Source organism: Streptomyces rubiginosohelvolus (genome assembly GCF_014649875.1).
Classification (GTDB): domain Bacteria; phylum Actinomycetota; class Actinomycetes; order Streptomycetales; family Streptomycetaceae; genus Streptomyces; species Streptomyces rubiginosohelvolus.
On sequence record NZ_BMTW01000001.1, the window covers coordinates 345,146 to 362,244 of the forward strand.

The window sequence follows — 17,099 nt, forward strand, 5'->3', positions numbered from 1 at the left end:
GCCGACGGACCGGGCCCACGCCCCGCCCCGCACGCAGCACCGCCCTGTCCGCTGCTCCTGTCCGACATCCGCGCATCCCTGCCACGGGAGGGGAAACAGATGCCTCACACGACCAGCTCCACAGCAACCACCACCGGCACCACGACAACCGCATCCACTTCCGCATCTGTCGGCTCCCTCCCCTGGGAGGAGCTGGTCACCTCCGCTCTCCTCGGCACCGACCGCCGTCCGCCGGCACCACGCGGCGGCCCTGTCCCGGCCGATGCCCCCGCGGCCCTGCTGGACGCCGCCGCGCTGCACACCGTGCGGCGGCGGGCCGGGCTGCTGCCCGCCGTGCCGGAGGCCCGGCCCGAGCCCGCCGCCCCGGATCCGCGCCCGGCGCTCCCCGAGGCCGCCCGGCACCGGCTCGCCCATCTGCTGGCCGACCGCTCCGCCCCCTCGGGCGGCGGGCGGCGCGGGACCGCGCCCGACCTCACCGAGCTCATCCCGCAGTGGCTGGCCATCGCCAACCGGCGGGGCTTCCGTGCCCCGGCGGCCCTGCTGCCCGCGCTGCTGGACGCCGCCCGCGCGCGGACGGACCTGCGCCCGCAGGCGCTCGCGTTCGCCGGGCCGCGCGGGATGTGGCTGGCCGGACTGAACCCCGACTGGAAGTTCGCCCTGCGGGGCTCCGCGAGCGGTACGCCGCAGCCCGGCCTCACGGACCCGGACGCGGTGGCCCGGCTGTGGGAGGAGGGGCTGTTCGCGGAGCGGGTCGCGCTGCTCGACGCCGTACGGGCACAGGATCCGCCCGCCGCGCTCACCCTGCTCGCCACCACCTGGCCGACCGAACGGGCCGAGGACCGGCTGATGTTCCTGGACTCCCTGCGGTCGGGGCTGAGCGGCGCCGACGAGCCGTTCCTGGAGCAGGCCCTGTCCGACCGCAGCCGCAATGTCCGCGCCACCGCCGCCGAACTGCTCTCCGCCCTGCCCGAGTCGGCACTCGCCGGACGGATGGCGGCCCGCGCGCTCTCCTGTGTGCATCCGGACCGTACGGGGGCCGTCACCTCCATCGCCGTGGAGGCACCGCACGAATGCGACGCGGACATGCAGCGCGACGGCGTCACGGCGGTCCCGCCGACGGGCCGGGGCGAACGGTCGTGGTGGCTGGGGCAGTTGGTGGAGGCCACCCCGCTCGGCGTCTGGGAGGAGCGGTTCGGCGGGCGTGCGGCCGACGAGATCGTGGCCCTGCCCGTCGCCGACGACTGGGCCGACGAACTGCACACCGCCTGGTGCCGGGCGGCGGTCCGGCAGCGGAATCCTCGGTGGTCCCGGGCCCTGCTCGGGCGTCCGTCGGAGCCGGTGGCGAGCGGCCCCGGGACGGCCTCGATCGCCGAGCGCTCGAAGCTCCTGGCCATTCTGGACGAGGGAGAACGTGCCTCCTGGGTCGCCGAGTTCATCGCGGCGCACGGCCTGTCGGAGGCGTTCCAGCTGCTCGGGGTGTGCACGGTCCCCTGGGCCGGGCCGCTCGGGCGTGCGGTGGTCGACGCACTCGACATCGCGCGGGACGGCGGGAGCTATCCGTGGAGCTTCAGCGGGGTGATGGGTCTCGCGGAACGCTGTCTGGATCCGGCCGAGGCCGACCGGCTGGAGGTCCTGACGGCCGCGCAGGACGAACAGGAGGACGCGTCACCGGGTGCCGGCGGCTACTGGTCCGAGGCCTTCCAGCGCCTGGTCTCCACCCTGCGGCTGCGCGCCGCGATGGAGGCGGAGCTGATGGCCTGACGGCGACGAAGGAGGCGCGGACGTCCCGAGGCGGAGACGGGCCCGTGCACGGCGGGCCCGTCCCGGGTACGGCGTCGAGGCCTGAGTACGGCGTTCAGGCCTGGGTACGGCACCCAGGCCCGGGTCCGGCGTTCAGGTCTGGGCGGCCTGGCGGACGTTGGCGTTGACCCACGTGACGATCTCGGTCGTCGTCGCCCCCGGGGTGAACAGCTCCGCGACGCCCAGCTTCTTCAGCGGGGCGATGTCGTCCTCGGGAATGATCCCGCCGCCGAACACCTTGATGTCCTCCGCCTCGCGGGCCTTCAGCAGCTCGATCACCTTGGCGAACAGCGTGTTGTGCGCCCCGGAGAGGATCGAGAGGCCGATGGCGTCGGCGTCCTCCTGGATCGCCGTGTCGACGATCTGCTCGGGCGTCTGGTGGAGCCCGGTGTAGATCACCTCCATACCGGCGTCCCGCAACGCCCGCGCGATGACTTTGGCCCCGCGGTCGTGGCCGTCGAGGCCCGGCTTGGCCACCACCACACGGATCGGACCGGTCACACCCATCACTGCCTCCACCTGGTCTCCCGCGTCTGAAGGGACGGGGATGTGAACGAACGTTATCCACAGCATCCCGCAAGCCACAGTTTCGCGGCAGCCGGGGAGGGGGAAATCACACGTGGGACATGTTCGCCAGGCGTCGTCCCCGGCAACACGCGGAGTTCCGACCGCGCGGGGCCCGGCGCCTGGGGGTGTCTTGCCGGTCAGGCCGAGCCCGGCCTGACCGGCAAGACACCCCCTAGGAGAGCCGCTACGAGGTCGCCGTACCACCGCGCCGCCAGCCGCACGGCACGGTGGTACGGCTCCACGACCCCGGCCGCCCGGCCAGCAGCACTCCTCGTCCCGCCACCCACAACGTACGGGGACGGGGCCGCCTCCTCCGTACGCCGGTGCAGGAGGCAGGCCGTGAAGCTCCCCCCACCCCTCTCCCCGCTGACCTGCTTCACCCATCTCAGCCGCCTCCCGGCTCTCCCCCGGCTACCGGGGCCCCGGCTGTCGTCCGCGCTGCTCGGCGCCACCGCGCTGGAGCTGTTCGTCCTCACCGGGCGCCTGATCGTCTACCCCTTCGGGCTCACCCCCGAGCGGGGCGGGGCCGGGCCCGCCGGGACCGGGCCTCCGGCCGCGACCGATCCGCCGACCACGGCCACGACCGTGACCGCCGCCCTGCCGGCCACGCCCGCCGCGACGCCGCCCGTCGTCCTGCTGCACGGCTTCATCGACAACCGCTCCGCGTTCGTCGTCCTGCGCCGCGCGCTGACCCGGCACGGCCGCCACCTGGCATCCCTCAACTACTCGCCGCTGACGCGCGACGTCCGCACCGCCGCCGAGCTGCTCGGCCGGCATGTGGAGGAGGTCTGCGCACGCACCGGGCACGGCCGGGTCGACATCGTCGGGCACAGCCTCGGCGGCCTGATCGCCCGCTATTACGTACAGCGGCTCGGCGGTGACCGGCGTGTGCGGACCCTGGTGACGCTCGGGACCCCGCACGGCGGCACCGCCGTCGCCCCCGGGGCGGGCGTTCACCCCATCGTGCGGCAGATGCGCGGCGGTTCCTCGGTGATCGAGGAGCTGCGCGGTCCCGCCCCCGGCTGCCGGACCCGGTTCGTGAGCTTCTGGAGCGAGCTGGACCAGGTGATGGTCCCCGTCGAGACGGCGTGCGTCGACCACCCGGATCTCGACGCGGTGAACGTACGCGTCACCGGCATCGGACACCTCGCGCTGCCCGTGCACCCCACGGTGGCCGCCGCGGTCCGTGAGGCTCTTGAAGCGCCGGAGGCCGGAGAGGACGACGCCACCGCCGCCGGGGCGACGTCCGCGGCCTGAAAATAGAACATCACTCGAACGTAGGGCCAAGGCTGCGTCTGCCGCCCGCCGAAAGACGCTCGATTGCCCGTTTCCTGCGGACTCAAAACCCGTCGAAGATTGTCGTCCTCACATACCGCCGGGTACAGTCGCGGCCACTGCTTCCCCCTGGGACACCCCTGACCGGGACCCAGAACAGTCCTGCTGCCGAGGCGAGAGAGACGTTGGTGAACGACCAGCACCCCCACGCCGGGCACGTCGGGTACGACGACCGACCGACCGGCAGCTTCGACACCGACCCGCTCTTCGGCTCGCTCCCCGGCGGCCACGACACCGGCTACGACGTCGGTCACCCCGCCGCCGGATACGGCGACACCACGTACGCCCCGGACACCTACGGCGCCGGATTCGCCACCGCGTACGCGACCGGACAGCCGGACCACAGCGGCCAGTACGACGCCTCCGCGTGGAGCACCGGCGCCCAGCAGACGCCGGCCCACGACGGTTACGCTGTCCAGGAGCACCTGCAGGACCACACCCAGCAGGCCCACGCCACGCAGCAGTGGGACACCTCCGGGGCCTGGCAGCAGGTCGACGACCAGGACCTGACCGGCCAGTGGGCGACCGCCGACACCGGCGCCTTCCCCACCACCGGCTTCCCCTCCGCCCCGTACGGCACCGACGCCGCGTACGGGGCGGAGGCGTACGAGACCGGGACGTACGGCACCGGGGCGTACGGGACGGCCGCGTACGAGACCGGTACGTACCCGGCGGACACCGCGTACGGAACCGGCGGCGCCTACGGGGCTGACGCCTACGAGACCGGGGCGTACGCCACCACCGCCTTCACCGCCGACGCCTACGACACCGGGGTCTACGAGACCGGCGTGTACGGCGCGGTCGCGTACGACACCGGCGCCTACGACGCGACCGCCTGGAACTCCGGCGCCACGCCCGGGGACGCCGCGTACGAACCCGAACAGACGTCGCACTCGCTGTACGAACAGCAGCAGGCCGACATGACGGCACCCGAGAGGCCGGCCGAGGCGGACGGCACGGCCGGTGAAACGGTGGCCGACGCGTCCGCCACCGCTCAGTTCGACGCCCTCTCCCACGACTTCGCACCGGACGCCGCGCCGGACGTCACGCCGGAGCAGGACGCCGGGGACGGCTTCCCCGACCCGTACTCCGTGAACCGCACCGCGGCCCGTCCCCCCGCCCCGCGCAACCGGGCCCGCCGCCGCACCCCCGCCAAGCGCTCCGCCCTGCTGACCGTCGCGGTGCCCTCCGCCTGCGTGATGAGCGTCGCGGGCATCGCGGCCGCCTCGGTCGGCGGAATGCCCGGCGGCGAGGAGAAGCCGGAGGAGACGACCACGTCCCTGGCGGTCGCCGACCCCAGCACGGTCAAGCCGGTCGCCGCGAACAACCGGCTGGACAGCCAGCTGGCGCAGCTCTCCGAGGGCAGCGACGACTTCCGCGAGCGGGCGAGCCGCACCCAGGAGCGCATCGACCTGCGGGAGCGGCAGGCGGCGGAGAAGAAGAAGCGCGAGGAGGAGGCCGCACGCCGTGAGGCGCTGCGCCCCAAGTTCGTCCTGCCGGTCAAGCAGCACGGGCTCTCCGCCTACTACGGCCAGGCGGGCGTCAACTGGATGTCCGTGCACTCGGGCATCGACTTCCCCGTCTCGTACGGCACTCCGGTGATGGCCGCGACCGACGGCACCGTACGCACCCAGCTGAACAGCGCCTACGGCGTCATGGCGATCGTGACCGCCGCGGACGGCACCGAGACCTGGTACTGCCACCTCAGCAGCACCAAGATCCGCTCGGGCCCGGTGAAGGCCGGTGACGTCATCGCGTACTCCGGGAACTCGGGCAACTCCACCGGCCCGCACCTGCACTTCGAGGTCCGGCCCGGCGGCGGCGCGGCGATCGACCCGCTGGTGTGGCTGCGCAGCAAGGGTCTCAACCCGGCCTGACCGAACGGCGGAAGAGCGAGCACGGGAGTGAGGGGGAAGGGCCGAGGCCCTTCCCCCTCACTCATGTCCTACAGCTTCTCGACCGGCGCGTACCGCAGGAGCAGCTTCTTCGGGCGCTCGTCGCCGAAGTCGACCGTCGCCTTGGCCTGGTCGCCGTGGCCCTCGACGGCCGTCACCGTGCCCAGGCCGAACTGGTCGTGCGTGACCCGGTCCCCAACGGCCAGGGAGACCGTCGGCTTGTCCGAGGAGCGCCGGGTCGCGAAGCCCGAGGGGCCGGAGCGGGAGCGGGAGGAGGACAGCGAGGACGTGATCCCGGAGGTGGGCCCGGCGGGGGCGGCCATCGGGCCCTTGCGCTTCCACTCCAGGTGCGCTTCCGGGATCTCCTCCAGGAAGCGCGAGGGCGGGTTGTACGAGGGCTGGCCCCAGGCGCTGCGCATCGCCGCCCGGGTGAGGTAGAGCCGTTCGCGGGCGCGGGTGATGCCGACGTACGCGAGGCGGCGCTCCTCCTCCAGCTCCTTGGTCTGGCCGAGGGCCCGCATGTGCGGGAAGACGCCGTCCTCCAGGCCGGTGAGGAAGACGACGGGGAACTCCAGGCCCTTCGCCGTGTGCAGGGTCATCAGCGTGATGACGCCGGAGCCGTCCTCGTCCTCGTCGGGGATCTGGTCGGAGTCGGCGACCAGCGCGACCTTCTCCAGGAACTCCGCGAGCGTGCCCGCGCCCTCCTCCTCGCCGCGCTCCTGCTCGAATTCGAGGGCGACGGCGGCGAGTTCCTGGAGGTTCTCGATGCGGGTCTCGTCCTGCGGGTCGGTGGAGGCCTGGAGCTCGGCGAGATAGCCCGTGCGCTCCAGGACGGCTTCCAGCACGACGGCGGGTCCGGCGCCGGACTCGACGATCGTGCGGAGCTCCTCCATCAGCGTGTTGAAGCGCTTGACGGCGTTGGAGGAGCGGGCGGCCATGCCGTAGGCCTCGTCGACGCGGCGCAGCGCCTGCGGGAAGGAGATCTTCTCGCGCAGCGACAGGGCGTCGATCATGGCTTCGGCGCGGTCGCCGATGCCGCGCTTGGGGACGTTGAGGATGCGGCGCAGCGGGACGGTGTCCTCGGGGTTGGCGAGGACGCGAAGGTACGCCAGGACGTCCCGGACCTCCTTGCGCTCGTAGAAGCGCACGCCGCCGACGACCTTGTAGGGCAGGCCGACGCGGATGAAGATCTCTTCGAAGACACGGGACTGGGCGTTGGTCCGGTAGAAGACGGCGACGTCGCCGGCCTTGGCGTCGCCCGCGTCGGTGAGCCGGTCGATCTCGTCGGCGACGAACTGCGCCTCGTCGTGCTCGGTGTCGGCGACATAGCCGGTGATGCGGGCGCCGGAGCCGGCGTTGGTCCAGAGGTTCTTCGGGCGGCGGCTCTCGTTGCGCTCGATGACGGCGTTGGCCGCGGAGAGGATCGTCTGCGTGGAGCGGTAGTTCTGCTCCAGCAGGATCGTCGTCGCGCTCGGGTAGTCCTCCTCGAACTGGAGGATGTTGCGGATGGTCGCGCCCCGGAAGGCGTAGATCGACTGGTCCGCGTCACCGACCACGCACAGCTCGGCGGGGGCGTCGCTCTCCCCGACCGGGCCGACCAGCTCACGTACCAGCGTGTACTGGGCGTGGTTGGTGTCCTGGTACTCGTCGACGAGGACGTGGCGGAAGCGGCGGCGGTAGTGCTCGGCGACGTCCGGGAAGGCCTGGAGGAGGTGGACCGTCGTCATGATGATGTCGTCGAAGTCCAGGGCGTTGGCCTCGCGCAGGCGGGCCTGGTAGAGCGCGTACGCCTGGGCCAGGGTCTTCTCGAAGCCGTCGGCGGCCTGTCCGGCGAAGGTCTCCTCGTCGATGAGCTCGTTCTTGAGGTTGGAGACCTTGGCGGTGAAGGACTTCGGCGGGTAGCGCTTGGGGTCGAGGTCGAGATCGCGGCAGACCAGGGCCATCAGGCGCTTGGAGTCGGCGGCGTCGTAGATCGAGAACGACGAGGTGAAGCCGAGCTTCTTCGACTCGCGGCGCAGGATGCGGACGCACGCGCTGTGGAAGGTCATGACCCACATGGCGTTGGCGCGCGGGCCCACGAGCTGCTCGACGCGCTCCTTCATCTCGCCCGCGGCCTTGTTGGTGAAGGTGATCGCGAGGATCTGCCCGGGGTGCGTGCCGCGCTCGGCCAGCAGGTGGGCGATGCGGTGGGTGAGCACCCGGGTCTTGCCGGAGCCGGCCCCGGCGACGATGAGCAGCGGGGACCCGGCGTGCACCACGGCGGCGCGCTGCTCGGTGTTGAGCCCGTCGAGCAGCGCGGCGGAGTCGATCGCCGGGCGCGGGTGGCCGTCCCGGTAGTACCCGTCCCGGGGCGGCGGGGGCGCGTCGTAGACGCCCTCGAAGAGTCCCTCCGGCACCGCTTCGGGCGCGTGGTCCTCGGGGGGCGGCGGGGGACCGTCCTCCGCGGGCTGGAGGCCGGTCAGGAAACTGTCGTCAAAGAGGCTGCTCATCGCCTCCCGAGTCTAGGCGGCCGGACTGACAACGTTCGGCCGAAGCCGGGAAGCGGTCGGAAGCGGCCGCCGGAACCGGGGAATCGCCCGCCCCTCACCCGTACGCAGGGAGAACGGACGTCCACGTTCCGTGAAGGAGCACCCGGTCGGAGGGGGTGTCGGAGCCCCGATCCGGAAAGGTCACGAAAATGTATCGGGCATATCGCTCATCGTCCTTCCCAGCGGTGGGGCGCTTTGGCTAGCGTGCTCGGTCAGGTGATCCGTACCTCCCTGAGGCGAACCGCGCCTAACGGACACCTCTGCCGAATTCGTCCTGCCCTCCAGGCAGTTCGGAACCGGGGACCCACACGCAGAACCGGGGTGAATCGGTCCGTGCCCTCGCATGCGGACCGTAGGACAGCCTTCCGTTCCGTCCGAACCCGACAGCTAACCCGGTAGGCGGTCCACGGAAGGAGATGCCGGTCTTGGCATCGCATCGCAAGCCGCGCACGAAGGTGCGCACCACCACCCCCGCCGTCGGGCTGACGACGGCCGCGCTGGCCTCGGTGACGTTGCTCTCCACGCAGAGCGCCACGGCGGCGCCCGCGGAGCCGAAGCCCGCGATCGAGGACGTGCAGAAGAAGGTCGACGCCCTGTACCGGCAGGCGGGCTCGGCGACCCAGGAGTACAACCGGGCCAAGGCCGCCTCCTCCTCGCAGCAGAAGAAGGTCGACACGCTGCTCGCGGACGTGGCGAAGCGGACCGAGAGGATCAACGAGGCGCGCCGGGCGCTGGGCTCCTACGCGGCGGCCCAGTACCGCGACGGCGGCATCGCGCCCACGGCGACGTTCTTCCTCGCGGACGATCCGCAGGGGTACTTCGACCAGAGCCGGCTGATGGACCGGGCGACGGAGCGGCAGCAGAAGGCCGTGAGCGACTTCCGTTCGCAGCAGGCGTCGGCGGCGAAGAAGCGCGCGGAGGCCGTGAAGAGCCTGGAGACCCTGACCGGGACGCAGGCCACACTCGCCTCCAGCAAGAAGGACGTGCAGACCAAGCTGACCGAGGCGCGCGGGCTGCTGTCCCGGCTGACCGCCGAGGAGAAGGCGCGGCTGGCGGAGCTGGAACGCAAGAAGGAGGCCGAGGCGAAGGAGAAGGCGGCGAAGCTGGCCGCCCGCCAGGCCGCCGAGGCGAAGGAGAAGGCCGAGGCCGAGGAGAAGGCCCGCGAGGAGGCCGCGAAGGAGTCCGGCGGCGGTTCGGGATCCGGATCGGGCGCCGGTACGGGCACGGGTCCGGGGTCCGGCTCCGGCACGGGCAGCGGTTACGCCGCCAAGGCGGAGAAGGTGCTGGCCTTCGCCCGCGCCCAGATCGGGAAGCCGTACGTGTGGGGGGCGACGGGCCCCTCCAGTTACGACTGCTCGGGGCTGACCCAGGCGGCCTGGCGGGAGGCGGGCGTGACCCTGCCCCGGACCACCTGGGACCAGGTGAAGGTCGGCACGCGGGTCGCCACGTCCGACCTCCAGCCCGGGGACCTGGTCTTCTTCTACGACGACATCAGCCACGTCGGTATCTACAAGGGCGACGGGATGATGATCCACGCCCCGAAGCCGGGTGCGAACGTGCGCGAGGAGTCGATCTACTACATGCCGATCTACGGGAGCGTACGCCCGGCGTGACACGGCGGCGGGGGCGGCCGGTGAGCGGCCGCCCCCGAAGAGTGCAGGTCCGGCCTCAGGTCCAGACCGTGGCGATGAAGATGTTGACGGTCGTCAGAGCGCCGACCGCGATGAACGCACCCTTGTCGACCTTCTCCTCGTCGCGCTTGACGTAGACCAGGGCGAGGATCACGACCAGCAGGGCCAGCTTGATGCCGATCTTGACGTTGTTCACGGTCTGGTCGTCGGCCTGGTTGAGGCCGACCAGGGCCACGCCGGTGACCAGCATGGTCAGCGCGCCGTGCAGCATCGCGGGGGTGAACCGGGCGGTGCCCGCCCCCATGGCCTTCATCTGCGTCAGGAAGCCGCCCAGCAGGGAGGCGATGCCGATGATGTGCAGGGCGACGAAGACATTGATGAGTACGTCCATGGCTCGGGAGCCTAGCCATGGCCAACGTTTTACCTTTCAGTGAGGCAAGCCTTCCTCGATCGCTTCGATCATCCGTGACCGGCGAAACGTCACATCAGGGCAATAGCTGTCATGGCGACTCTTTTCTCCGCGCCGGGATTAGCGTCCATCCCGGACCCGCCGCCATCCCGGCGGACAGCCGAGAGGAAGGATGCCGCCCCCGTGGCAGCGCACCGCAGGTCAGCTCATCGAAAACCCAAGCAGCGCCCGCTCACCGGCCCTGCTGCCCGCACCGCCGCCACCCTGGCGCTCGCCGGGGCCGCCACCGCCGGCTCGGTCACCGGGGCGGGCGCGGCTCCCGCCGAACCGGCCCCCACCGCGGCGCAGGTCAAGGCGAAGGTCGACCGGCTGTACCACGACGCCGAGGTCGCCACCGAGAAGTACAACGGGGCGAAGGAGAAGGCGGATGCCGCCACCCGCACCGTCGACGCCCTGACCGACGAGGCCGCCCGCCGCACCGACCGCCTCAACACCGCCCGGCACGCGCTCGGTTCGCTGGCCACCGCGCAGTACCGTTCCGGCACCCTGGACCCGGCCCTGCAACTGGCGCTCTCCTCCGACCCCGACGCCTATCTGGAACGCGCCTCGTACCTCGACCGGGCGGGCGACCGGCAGACCGGGCTGCTGCGGAACATCAAGCGGCAGGTCTCCCGGATCGCCCAGGTCAAGGCCCGCGCCGACGAGGAGACCGAACGCCTCGCCGCCCGCCGCACCGAACTGCGCGAGCACCGCACCGCGATCCGCGCGAAGCTGGCCGACGCCCGGAAACTGCTGGACACCCTGACGGCCGACGAGCGCGCCGACTTCGAACGCTCCGCCGACGCCCGGCACGGCGGCGGCTCGGCCCACGCCGACCGCTCCACCTCCCGCAGTACCCCGGTGTCGGCGCCCGACTCCCGCGCCGGGCAGGCCATCGCCTTCGCCCACGGCGCGATCGGCAAGCCGTACGTCTGGGGCGCGACCGGCCCGAACGCCTTCGACTGCTCCGGTCTCACCCAGGCGGCCTGGAAGGCGGCGGGCGTGAGCCTGCCCCGCACCACCTACACCCAGATCAACGCCGGACAGCGCATCCCGCGCTCGCAACTGGCCCCCGGCGACCTGGTGTTCTTCTACTCCGGGATCAGCCACGTCGGCCTCTACATCGGCGGCGGCCAGATGATCCACGCCCCGCGGCCGGGAGCACCGGTGCGCATCGCGCCGATCGACCAGATGCCGTTCGCGGGCGCGACCCGGGTGGCGTAGGTCCGGTCAGCGCGCCCCGGCCTCAGACCAGCCGTCGCGCCGTCGCCCAGCGGGTCAGTTCATGCCGGTTGGAGAGCTGGAGCTTCCTGAGCACCGCCGAGACGTGCGACTCGACCGTCTTCACCGAGATGAACAGCTGCTTGGCGATCTCCTTGTAGGCATAGCCGCGGGCGATCAGCCGCAGGACCTCGCGCTCGCGCTGGGTGAGGCGGTCCAGGTCCTCGTCGACCGGCGGGGCGTCCGTGGAGGCGAAGGCGTCGAGGACGAAGCCGGCCAGGCGGGGCGAGAAGACCGCGTCGCCCTCCTGGACCCGGAAGATCGAGTCGACGAGGTCGGTGCCGGTGATCGTCTTGGTGACGTAGCCGCGGGCACCGCCCCGGATCACGCCGATGACGTCCTCCGCGGCGTCCGACACGGACAGCGCGAGGAAGCGGACCGGGTTCTCCACCGCGCCCATCAGGGGGGCGCAGCGGCGCAGCACCTCGACGCCGCCGCCGCCCGGGAGGTGGACGTCGAGGAGGACGACCTCGGGACGGGTCGCGGTGATGACGGTGACCGCCTGGTCGACGTCGGCGGCCTCGCCGACCACCTCGACGCCGGTCTCCTCGGTGCGGCCGATCTCGGCCTGCACCCCGGTGCGGAACATCCGGTGGTCGTCGACGAGCACGACCCGTACCCGTCGCTCCGGGCCCCCGGTGGCTTCGGTGTTCTCGGTCATTCGCTCGCCCTCTCCATCTCCAGCTCGACCTCGGTGCCCCCGCCGGGCACCGAACGCAGCCGGGCACTCCCGCCGTTGCGCTGCATCCGGCCGATGATTGATTCTCGTACGCCCATGCGGTCCCCGGGAACCTCGTCCAGGTCGAAACCCGGCCCCCGGTCCCGTACGGACACGAAGACCGTGCGGCCCTCGACCTCCGCGAAGACCTGGACCGCCCCGCCCTCGCCACCGTACTTGGCGGCGTTGACCATCGCCTCGCGCGCGGCCTGCATCTGCGCGGACAGCTTCTCGTCGAGGGGGCAGTCGCCGACCACGACGACCTCCAGGGGCACGCCGTGCTTGTCCTCCACCTCGGCGGCGGCCCGTTTGACCGCCTCGGCCAGGGTCTCCGGTTCGTCGTCCTCGTCCTTGCCGGTGCCCTCGGGGTTGTAGAGCCAGTTGCGCAGCTCGCGTTCCTGGGCGCGGGCGAGGCGTCTGACCTCGCCCGCGTCGTCCGCGTTGCGCTGGATCAGGGTGAGGGTGTGCAGCACGGAGTCGTGGACGTGGGCGGCGACCTCGGCCCGCTCCTGGGCGCGGATGCGCATCAGGCGCTCCTCGGAGAGGTCCTGGGTCAGCCGCACGAGGTAGGGGCCGGCGAGCAGGAAGATGCCGGTCAGCACGGCGATGACGGCGGTCAGCAGATTGCCGAGCTGGGCGGCGGAGCCACGGACGACGAGGAAGACGGCGAGGCCCAGGCCGACCAGGGCGACCCCGGCGAGGCCGCGGGCCACGTGGAGCAGCCTGCGGTTGCGGCTGACCTCCATCCAGCGGGCCCGCCGGGCGTTGTCCGCCTGCCGCCAGACCAGGACGGAGCCGGCGCCGATGAGGAGGGTGGGCCAGATGTAGCGGCCGGTCTCACCGCCCATGTCGACGTTGACGAAATACGCGACGGCCCCGATCGTCAGGGCGACCAGGGCGAAGACCTGGCCCTTGTCCGGCTTGCGGAGCCTGCGGCGGCCGTCCGCGACGGTCTCGAAGACGGAGCGGGAGGGCTCGACGCCGCCGACGCCGAGCGGGACGACGATCCAGAACACCGCGTAGAGCAGGGCGCCGAGGCCGTCGGTGACGAACAGTCCGAGGAAGACGAGCCGCACCCAGGCGACCGGCAGTCCGAGGTGTCCGGCGAGCCCGCGCGCGACGCCGCCGAGCAGCCGGCCGTCGGCGCTGCGGTAGAGCTTGCGCAGCGGCGGCTCCTCCGGGTCGGCGGAGAGGGAGCTGGCGGCTCGGGCGGTGGCGGCGGGCATACCCCGATCGTCACACGCGCGGGCGCGGGGCGGCATCAGGGTCAGCCCCCGAACTGACCCTGATGCTGTCCCCCGGGTGCGGTCTGGTGCCGGCCCCTCTCCCCGGCCACGCCTGGTGCCGGCGCCCCTTCCCGGCCACGCCTGGTGCCGGCATCTCTCCCCTGCCGCGCCCTTCAGGGGCGTACGCGGGCAATATCAGGGACCGTCCAGGGTCGGGGCGGGTCCCGGCGGGCGGTCCGGCCCGTCACCATGGAGGCATGACCGCTCCCTCCAACACCGCTCCCGGCGTCGCGCCCCCCGAAGCGCCGAAGCCGACGCTGCGGCGCACCCCACGGCAGAAGGTCATCGCCGGGGTGTGCGGCGGGCTCGGCCGGTACTGCGACGTGGACCCGGTGATCTTCCGGATCGTGGTCGGCGTGCTGTCGGTGACCGGGGGCATCGGGCTGATCTTCTACGGCTTCGCCTGGCTGCTGCTGCCCGCCGAGGGCGAGGACGAGAACGAGGCGCGCAAGCTGCTCTCGGGCCGGGTCGACGGGGCGTCCCTGGTGGCGCTGCTGCTGGCGCTGATCGGCTGCGGTCTCTTCCTGTCGATGCTGCACAACCGGGGCATGCTGTCGTTCGCCGCGCTGCTGACGGTGGCCGTCGTCGGCTTCGCCGTGTGGACGCAGTCCCGGCGGACGGCGGACCCGGAGGCGCCGGCGGCCCCGCCCGGCGCACCGGCCGCTCCTCCGGGACCCGCGCACACCGGCGGGCTCGGCACGCCGCCGCCGGAGGTGAAGGCCCCGCCGAAGCCGGGCAGCCCGTCGTGGTGGCGGGACCCGATCGTCAAGGACGGCACCACCGGGCCGGTCGGCTCCGGCTATCTGTGGGGACCGCCGGACACCGACGCGGAGGCGGCGCGGGCCGGGGCGAAGGCCCGGCGGCCCACTCCGGACGCCCCGTTCCGGACACCGCAGCCCTCGCCCGAGCCGCGCGGACCGCGCTCGATCGGCGGCCCGGTCTTCCTGACGGCGCTGGTGGCGGGCGGTCTGGGCACCGGGCTGAGCTGGGAGCACCAGCCGCTGGGGACCGCCCTGCAGATCGGTCTGGTCGCGGCTCTCGCCGTCTTCGGGCTCGGCCTGCTGATCGCGTCGCTGCTGGGGCGGACCGGCTTCGGCACGGTCTTCATGGCGATGGTCACGGCTGGCCTGCTGGCGGGCGCGGCGGTGCTGCCGAAGGACATCGACACCTCGTGGGCCCGCCAGGAGTGGCGGCCCGCGACGGTGACCGCCGTCCAGCCGCGCTACGAACTGAGCACGGGCGACGCCCGGCTGGACCTGTCCGGCCTGAAGGTCCCCCAGGGCGAGACCGTGCGCACGGAGGTCGACGTGGCGGCGGGGCGGGCGGCCGTGGTCGTCCCGGCGGACGTGACAGTGAAGGTGCGCGCCGAGGCGGGTCTCGGGGAGGTCCGTCTGGAGGAGGGGCAGCGGGTCCAGGTCCGGATCAACAACGGCGAGTCGACCGAGCGCACGCTGCCGCCTCCGAAGGGCACGAAGCCCGCCGGGACGGTCGAACTGGATGTGGAAGTCGGCATCGGACAGGTGGAGGTCACCCGTGCTGCGTCATGAATTCCGGCCCGGCAGGGCCGTGGCCGGTCTGGTGATGCTGGGCCTGGCCGCCGGGTACGCGGCGGACGCGGCCGGGGCCTGGGAGGTCCCGTGGACGTTCTTCCTGCCGCTGTTCTTCGGCGGGCTGTGGCTGGCCGCGACGGTGACCTGGGCTGCCTACATGCTGCGGCGGCGGCGCGCGGCGAGGAAGGCGTCGGCGGAGAACAGCGGGGCGCCCGCGAGCACCAGCGGCAGCCACGCCATCAGGTAGGGCAGGTCGTTGCCGTAGTAGTAGGGGGTGGCCTGCCAGCTCACGGTCAGCCAGAGGCTCAGCGAGATCAGCGCGCCGCCGAGCGCCGCGAGCCGGGCCCAGAGGCCGACGAGGGTGCCGAGGCCGACGAGGAGTTCGCCGATCGCGATGGCGTAACCGAAGCCCTCGGGGCTCTTCAGGGCCAGGTCGACGAGGGCGGGGATCGCGGAGGAGTCGCGCACGCCGCGCATCATCTCGCCGATGGACCCGTTGCCGGTCGCGGACAGGAACGCGCTGTCGGTGAGTTTGTCGAGGCCCGCGTAGACGAAGGTGACGCCGAGGAAGATCCGCAGCGGCAGCAGGGCGTAGACGCCCGCCTGTTCCTTCAGTGTCCTGCGCTCGCCCAGTCCGTACGAACCCCGCTCGCCGTAACCGTTCATGACCGCTGCCCCACTTCCCGATGTCCCGTCACTTCGACCATACGTACGCCTTCGGCGCGCCGCTCACCAGGGTTGCGGGGCAGATCGGTGAAAGCGGGCGGCGGTCAGTCGGTGACGTCGATCGGGACCCGGTCGGTCTCCACCCCGGCGGCGGTGACGACCTGGACGTCCACGGTCCCCGGCTCGACCTCGACCGGGACGGGCACGGTGAGAACGGTGTCGGTGGGGTTGGCGAAGCCCCCGGCGACCGGGACCAGCGGGACGTGGACGTGGACGGTCCCTATCCGCACGACGAGCCGGGCCAGCCGGTCGGGGGTGCCCGCGCCGGGCGGTACGAAGCCCGCGCCCCGGATCTCGATGTCGTCGCCGGTCCGGATCGGGGCGTCCAGGTCTCCGGCCTCCCGGGCCCTGACGACGGACAGCACGACGGGCCGGCCGCCCTCCGCGTACTTCCCGGCGAAGTAGGTCGCCGCCGAGACGGCCACCAGCAGCGCGAGCCCCCACGGCAGGTCGGGCAGCTGCTCGGGGCGGCGGGCGAGGCGGACCGCGGCGAACAGCACGGCGACGGCGCTGACCAGCACGTACTGCACATCGGTGAACGACCCGCGCCCGGAGTCGTCGGTGAGCAGGTCGGCGGCGCGCGGCCGGTCCGCGCGGAGCTTCTGGAGCCGCCGGCCCAGCACCCGTACGGTCACGACGCGGCGCACGACGACGGCGACCGCGCAGACCAGGGCCAGCACGGCCACGACCCCGGCGGAGCGCACGAGGTCGAGCCCCTCGATCAGCGCGTCCCGGTCGTCCGGGTCGGAGGCCCCGGCCAGTTGCAGCGCGAGGACGAGGACGGCGAAGACGGCGAGCAGGACCCAGGAGGCGGCGACCGTCCGGGAGGTGGAGAGCCGGTTGTCCTCACCGATCAGCGGGGCGAGGAGGCCGCCCCGGGCACGGTGGAAGCGAGCAGCGACGGTGAGCAGCCCGGCGGTGACGAGGGCGGCGAGCAGGGCGGCGGTGCGGGCGGTGGACCAGCCGGCCCCGATCGCGGTGACGCAGACCCCGACGAGGAGCGCCCCGGCCGCACCCCAGACGGTGAACAGGGTGGACCGCCAGACCTGGTGCGGCCAGACGTCCCCGGCCTCCCGGGCCCGTTCGGCGACGGCGCGGGCGGACCCGGTCAGCTCGTCGGAGACCCACTGCCGGGAGGCGGAGGGAGACTGGGCGACCCCGGCGGGCAGCCCGTTGCCCGCCGCGAGTTCGTCGCGTTTGGCGAGGAACGCGGCGACCGCGTTCCGGTGTCCGCGGCGCGCTCCGTGCGGGCAGTCGCCGCAGGTACAGCCGCCGCTGTGCGTGCCGCTCGTCCTGGTTTCGTCCAACGCCACGGAGGATTACGCCCTTTCCCG

Annotated in this window: 14 protein-coding genes and 1 riboswitch; of the genes, 7 read left to right on the top strand and 7 right to left on the bottom strand. The window is 72.7% G+C overall.

The genetic code is table 11. From position 1 onward, the window contains the following. The first annotated feature begins 99 nt into the window (after positions 1-99). Positions 100-1,761, top strand: a complete 1,662-nt coding sequence (locus tag IE134_RS01545; RefSeq protein ID WP_030709021.1) for a DUF5691 domain-containing protein — start codon at positions 100-102, stop codon at positions 1,759-1,761. Positions 1,762-1,893: 132 nt separating this feature from the next. Here IE134_RS01545 and icmB read toward each other — a convergent pair whose 3' ends face one another. Continuing rightward, complete coding sequence (gene icmB, locus IE134_RS01550) at positions 1,894-2,307, bottom strand: coenzyme B12-dependent isobutyryl CoA mutase small subunit (protein WP_010058670.1); 414 nt, start codon at positions 2,305-2,307, stop codon at positions 1,894-1,896. Positions 2,308-2,706: 399 nt separating this feature from the next. On the opposite strand from icmB, the gene IE134_RS01555 reads away from it, so the two are divergent. After that, positions 2,707-3,624, top strand: a complete 918-nt coding sequence (locus IE134_RS01555; RefSeq protein WP_189429415.1) for an esterase/lipase family protein — start codon at positions 2,707-2,709, stop codon at positions 3,622-3,624. 206 nt (positions 3,625-3,830) lie between these two features. Further along, on the top strand, positions 3,831-5,579 hold the full coding sequence (locus IE134_RS01560; protein ID WP_030709025.1) for a M23 family metallopeptidase: 1,749 nt from the start codon (positions 3,831-3,833) through the stop codon (positions 5,577-5,579). 68 nt (positions 5,580-5,647) lie between these two features. Here the strand turns inward: IE134_RS01560 and pcrA are convergent, their stop codons facing one another. Next, positions 5,648-8,086: a DNA helicase PcrA gene (gene pcrA, locus IE134_RS01565; RefSeq protein WP_098020012.1), complete on the bottom strand. Its 2,439-nt coding sequence runs from the start codon at positions 8,084-8,086 to the stop codon at positions 5,648-5,650. Between the two features lie 290 nt (positions 8,087-8,376). Beyond that, positions 8,377-8,543, top strand: a riboswitch (cyclic di-AMP (ydaO/yuaA leader). On the opposite strand from pcrA, the gene IE134_RS01570 reads away from it, so the two are divergent. Next, positions 8,542-9,738 carry a C40 family peptidase gene (locus tag IE134_RS01570; protein WP_189429417.1) on the top strand — a complete coding sequence of 399 codons (1,197 nt, stop codon included), beginning with the start codon at positions 8,542-8,544 and terminating at the stop codon, positions 9,736-9,738. Its footprint overlaps the riboswitch before it by 2 nt. A gap of 55 nt (positions 9,739-9,793) precedes the next feature. Here IE134_RS01570 and IE134_RS01575 read toward each other — a convergent pair whose 3' ends face one another. Next, positions 9,794-10,147 carry a hypothetical protein gene (locus tag IE134_RS01575; protein ID WP_010058679.1) on the bottom strand — a complete coding sequence of 118 codons (354 nt, stop codon included), beginning with the start codon at positions 10,145-10,147 and terminating at the stop codon, positions 9,794-9,796. Positions 10,148-10,348: 201 nt separating this feature from the next. On the opposite strand from IE134_RS01575, the gene IE134_RS01580 reads away from it, so the two are divergent. Then, positions 10,349-11,428: a C40 family peptidase gene (locus tag IE134_RS01580; RefSeq protein WP_189429419.1), complete on the top strand. Its 1,080-nt coding sequence runs from the start codon at positions 10,349-10,351 to the stop codon at positions 11,426-11,428. 22 nt (positions 11,429-11,450) lie between these two features. On the opposite strand, the gene IE134_RS01585 is transcribed toward IE134_RS01580, so the two are convergent. Together IE134_RS01585 and IE134_RS01590 are read right to left on the bottom strand one after the other, a co-directional pair. Beyond that, complete coding sequence (locus tag IE134_RS01585) at positions 11,451-12,146, bottom strand: LuxR C-terminal-related transcriptional regulator (protein WP_010058682.1); 696 nt, start codon at positions 12,144-12,146, stop codon at positions 11,451-11,453. Continuing rightward, positions 12,143-13,429, bottom strand: coding sequence for an ATP-binding protein (locus IE134_RS01590; protein WP_030709033.1), 1,287 nt, complete (start codon positions 13,427-13,429; stop codon positions 12,143-12,145). Before IE134_RS01590 ends, IE134_RS01585 begins: the two co-directional genes overlap by 4 nt. 257 nt (positions 13,430-13,686) lie before the next feature. Here IE134_RS01590 and IE134_RS01595 point away from each other — a divergent pair, with 257 nt between their 5' ends. Then, positions 13,687-15,036 (top strand): PspC domain-containing protein, encoded by a 1,350-nt coding sequence (locus IE134_RS01595; protein WP_098895260.1) that lies wholly within the window; start codon positions 13,687-13,689, stop codon positions 15,034-15,036. Further along, positions 15,023-15,286: a hypothetical protein gene (locus IE134_RS01600; protein ID WP_078614327.1), complete on the top strand. Its 264-nt coding sequence runs from the start codon at positions 15,023-15,025 to the stop codon at positions 15,284-15,286. Before IE134_RS01595 ends, IE134_RS01600 begins: the two co-directional genes overlap by 14 nt. On the opposite strand, the gene IE134_RS01605 is transcribed toward IE134_RS01600, so the two are convergent. Both IE134_RS01605 and IE134_RS01610 read right to left on the bottom strand, forming a co-directional pair. After that, positions 15,193-15,705, bottom strand: coding sequence for a DoxX family protein (locus IE134_RS01605; RefSeq protein WP_089116305.1), 513 nt, complete (start codon positions 15,703-15,705; stop codon positions 15,193-15,195). The genes IE134_RS01600 and IE134_RS01605 overlap by 94 nt on opposite strands. Positions 15,706-15,809: 104 nt before the next feature. Beyond that, on the bottom strand, positions 15,810-17,078 hold the full coding sequence (locus IE134_RS01610; RefSeq protein ID WP_030709041.1) for a hypothetical protein: 1,269 nt from the start codon (positions 17,076-17,078) through the stop codon (positions 15,810-15,812). Positions 17,079-17,099: the final 21 nt, after the last annotated feature.

What these genes read in the sequence shown, in the direction of transcription:
- IE134_RS01545 (WP_030709021.1), top strand. Translation starts at nt 100, where the DNA reads ATGCCTCACACGACCAGCTCCACAGCAACCACCACCGGCACCACGACA.
- icmB (WP_010058670.1), bottom strand. Translation starts at nt 2,307, where the DNA reads ATGGGTGTGACCGGTCCGATCCGTGTGGTGGTGGCCAAGCCGGGCCTC.
- pcrA (WP_098020012.1), bottom strand. Translation starts at nt 8,086, where the DNA reads ATGAGCAGCCTCTTTGACGACAGTTTCCTGACCGGCCTCCAGCCCGCG.
- IE134_RS01570 (WP_189429417.1), top strand. Translation starts at nt 8,542, where the DNA reads ATGCCGGTCTTGGCATCGCATCGCAAGCCGCGCACGAAGGTGCGCACC.
- IE134_RS01575 (WP_010058679.1), bottom strand. Translation starts at nt 10,147, where the DNA reads ATGGACGTACTCATCAATGTCTTCGTCGCCCTGCACATCATCGGCATC.
- IE134_RS01585 (WP_010058682.1), bottom strand. Translation starts at nt 12,146, where the DNA reads ATGACCGAGAACACCGAAGCCACCGGGGGCCCGGAGCGACGGGTACGG.
- IE134_RS01590 (WP_030709033.1), bottom strand. Translation starts at nt 13,429, where the DNA reads ATGCCCGCCGCCACCGCCCGAGCCGCCAGCTCCCTCTCCGCCGACCCG.
- IE134_RS01595 (WP_098895260.1), top strand. Translation starts at nt 13,687, where the DNA reads ATGACCGCTCCCTCCAACACCGCTCCCGGCGTCGCGCCCCCCGAAGCG.
- IE134_RS01605 (WP_089116305.1), bottom strand. Translation starts at nt 15,705, where the DNA reads ATGAACGGTTACGGCGAGCGGGGTTCGTACGGACTGGGCGAGCGCAGG.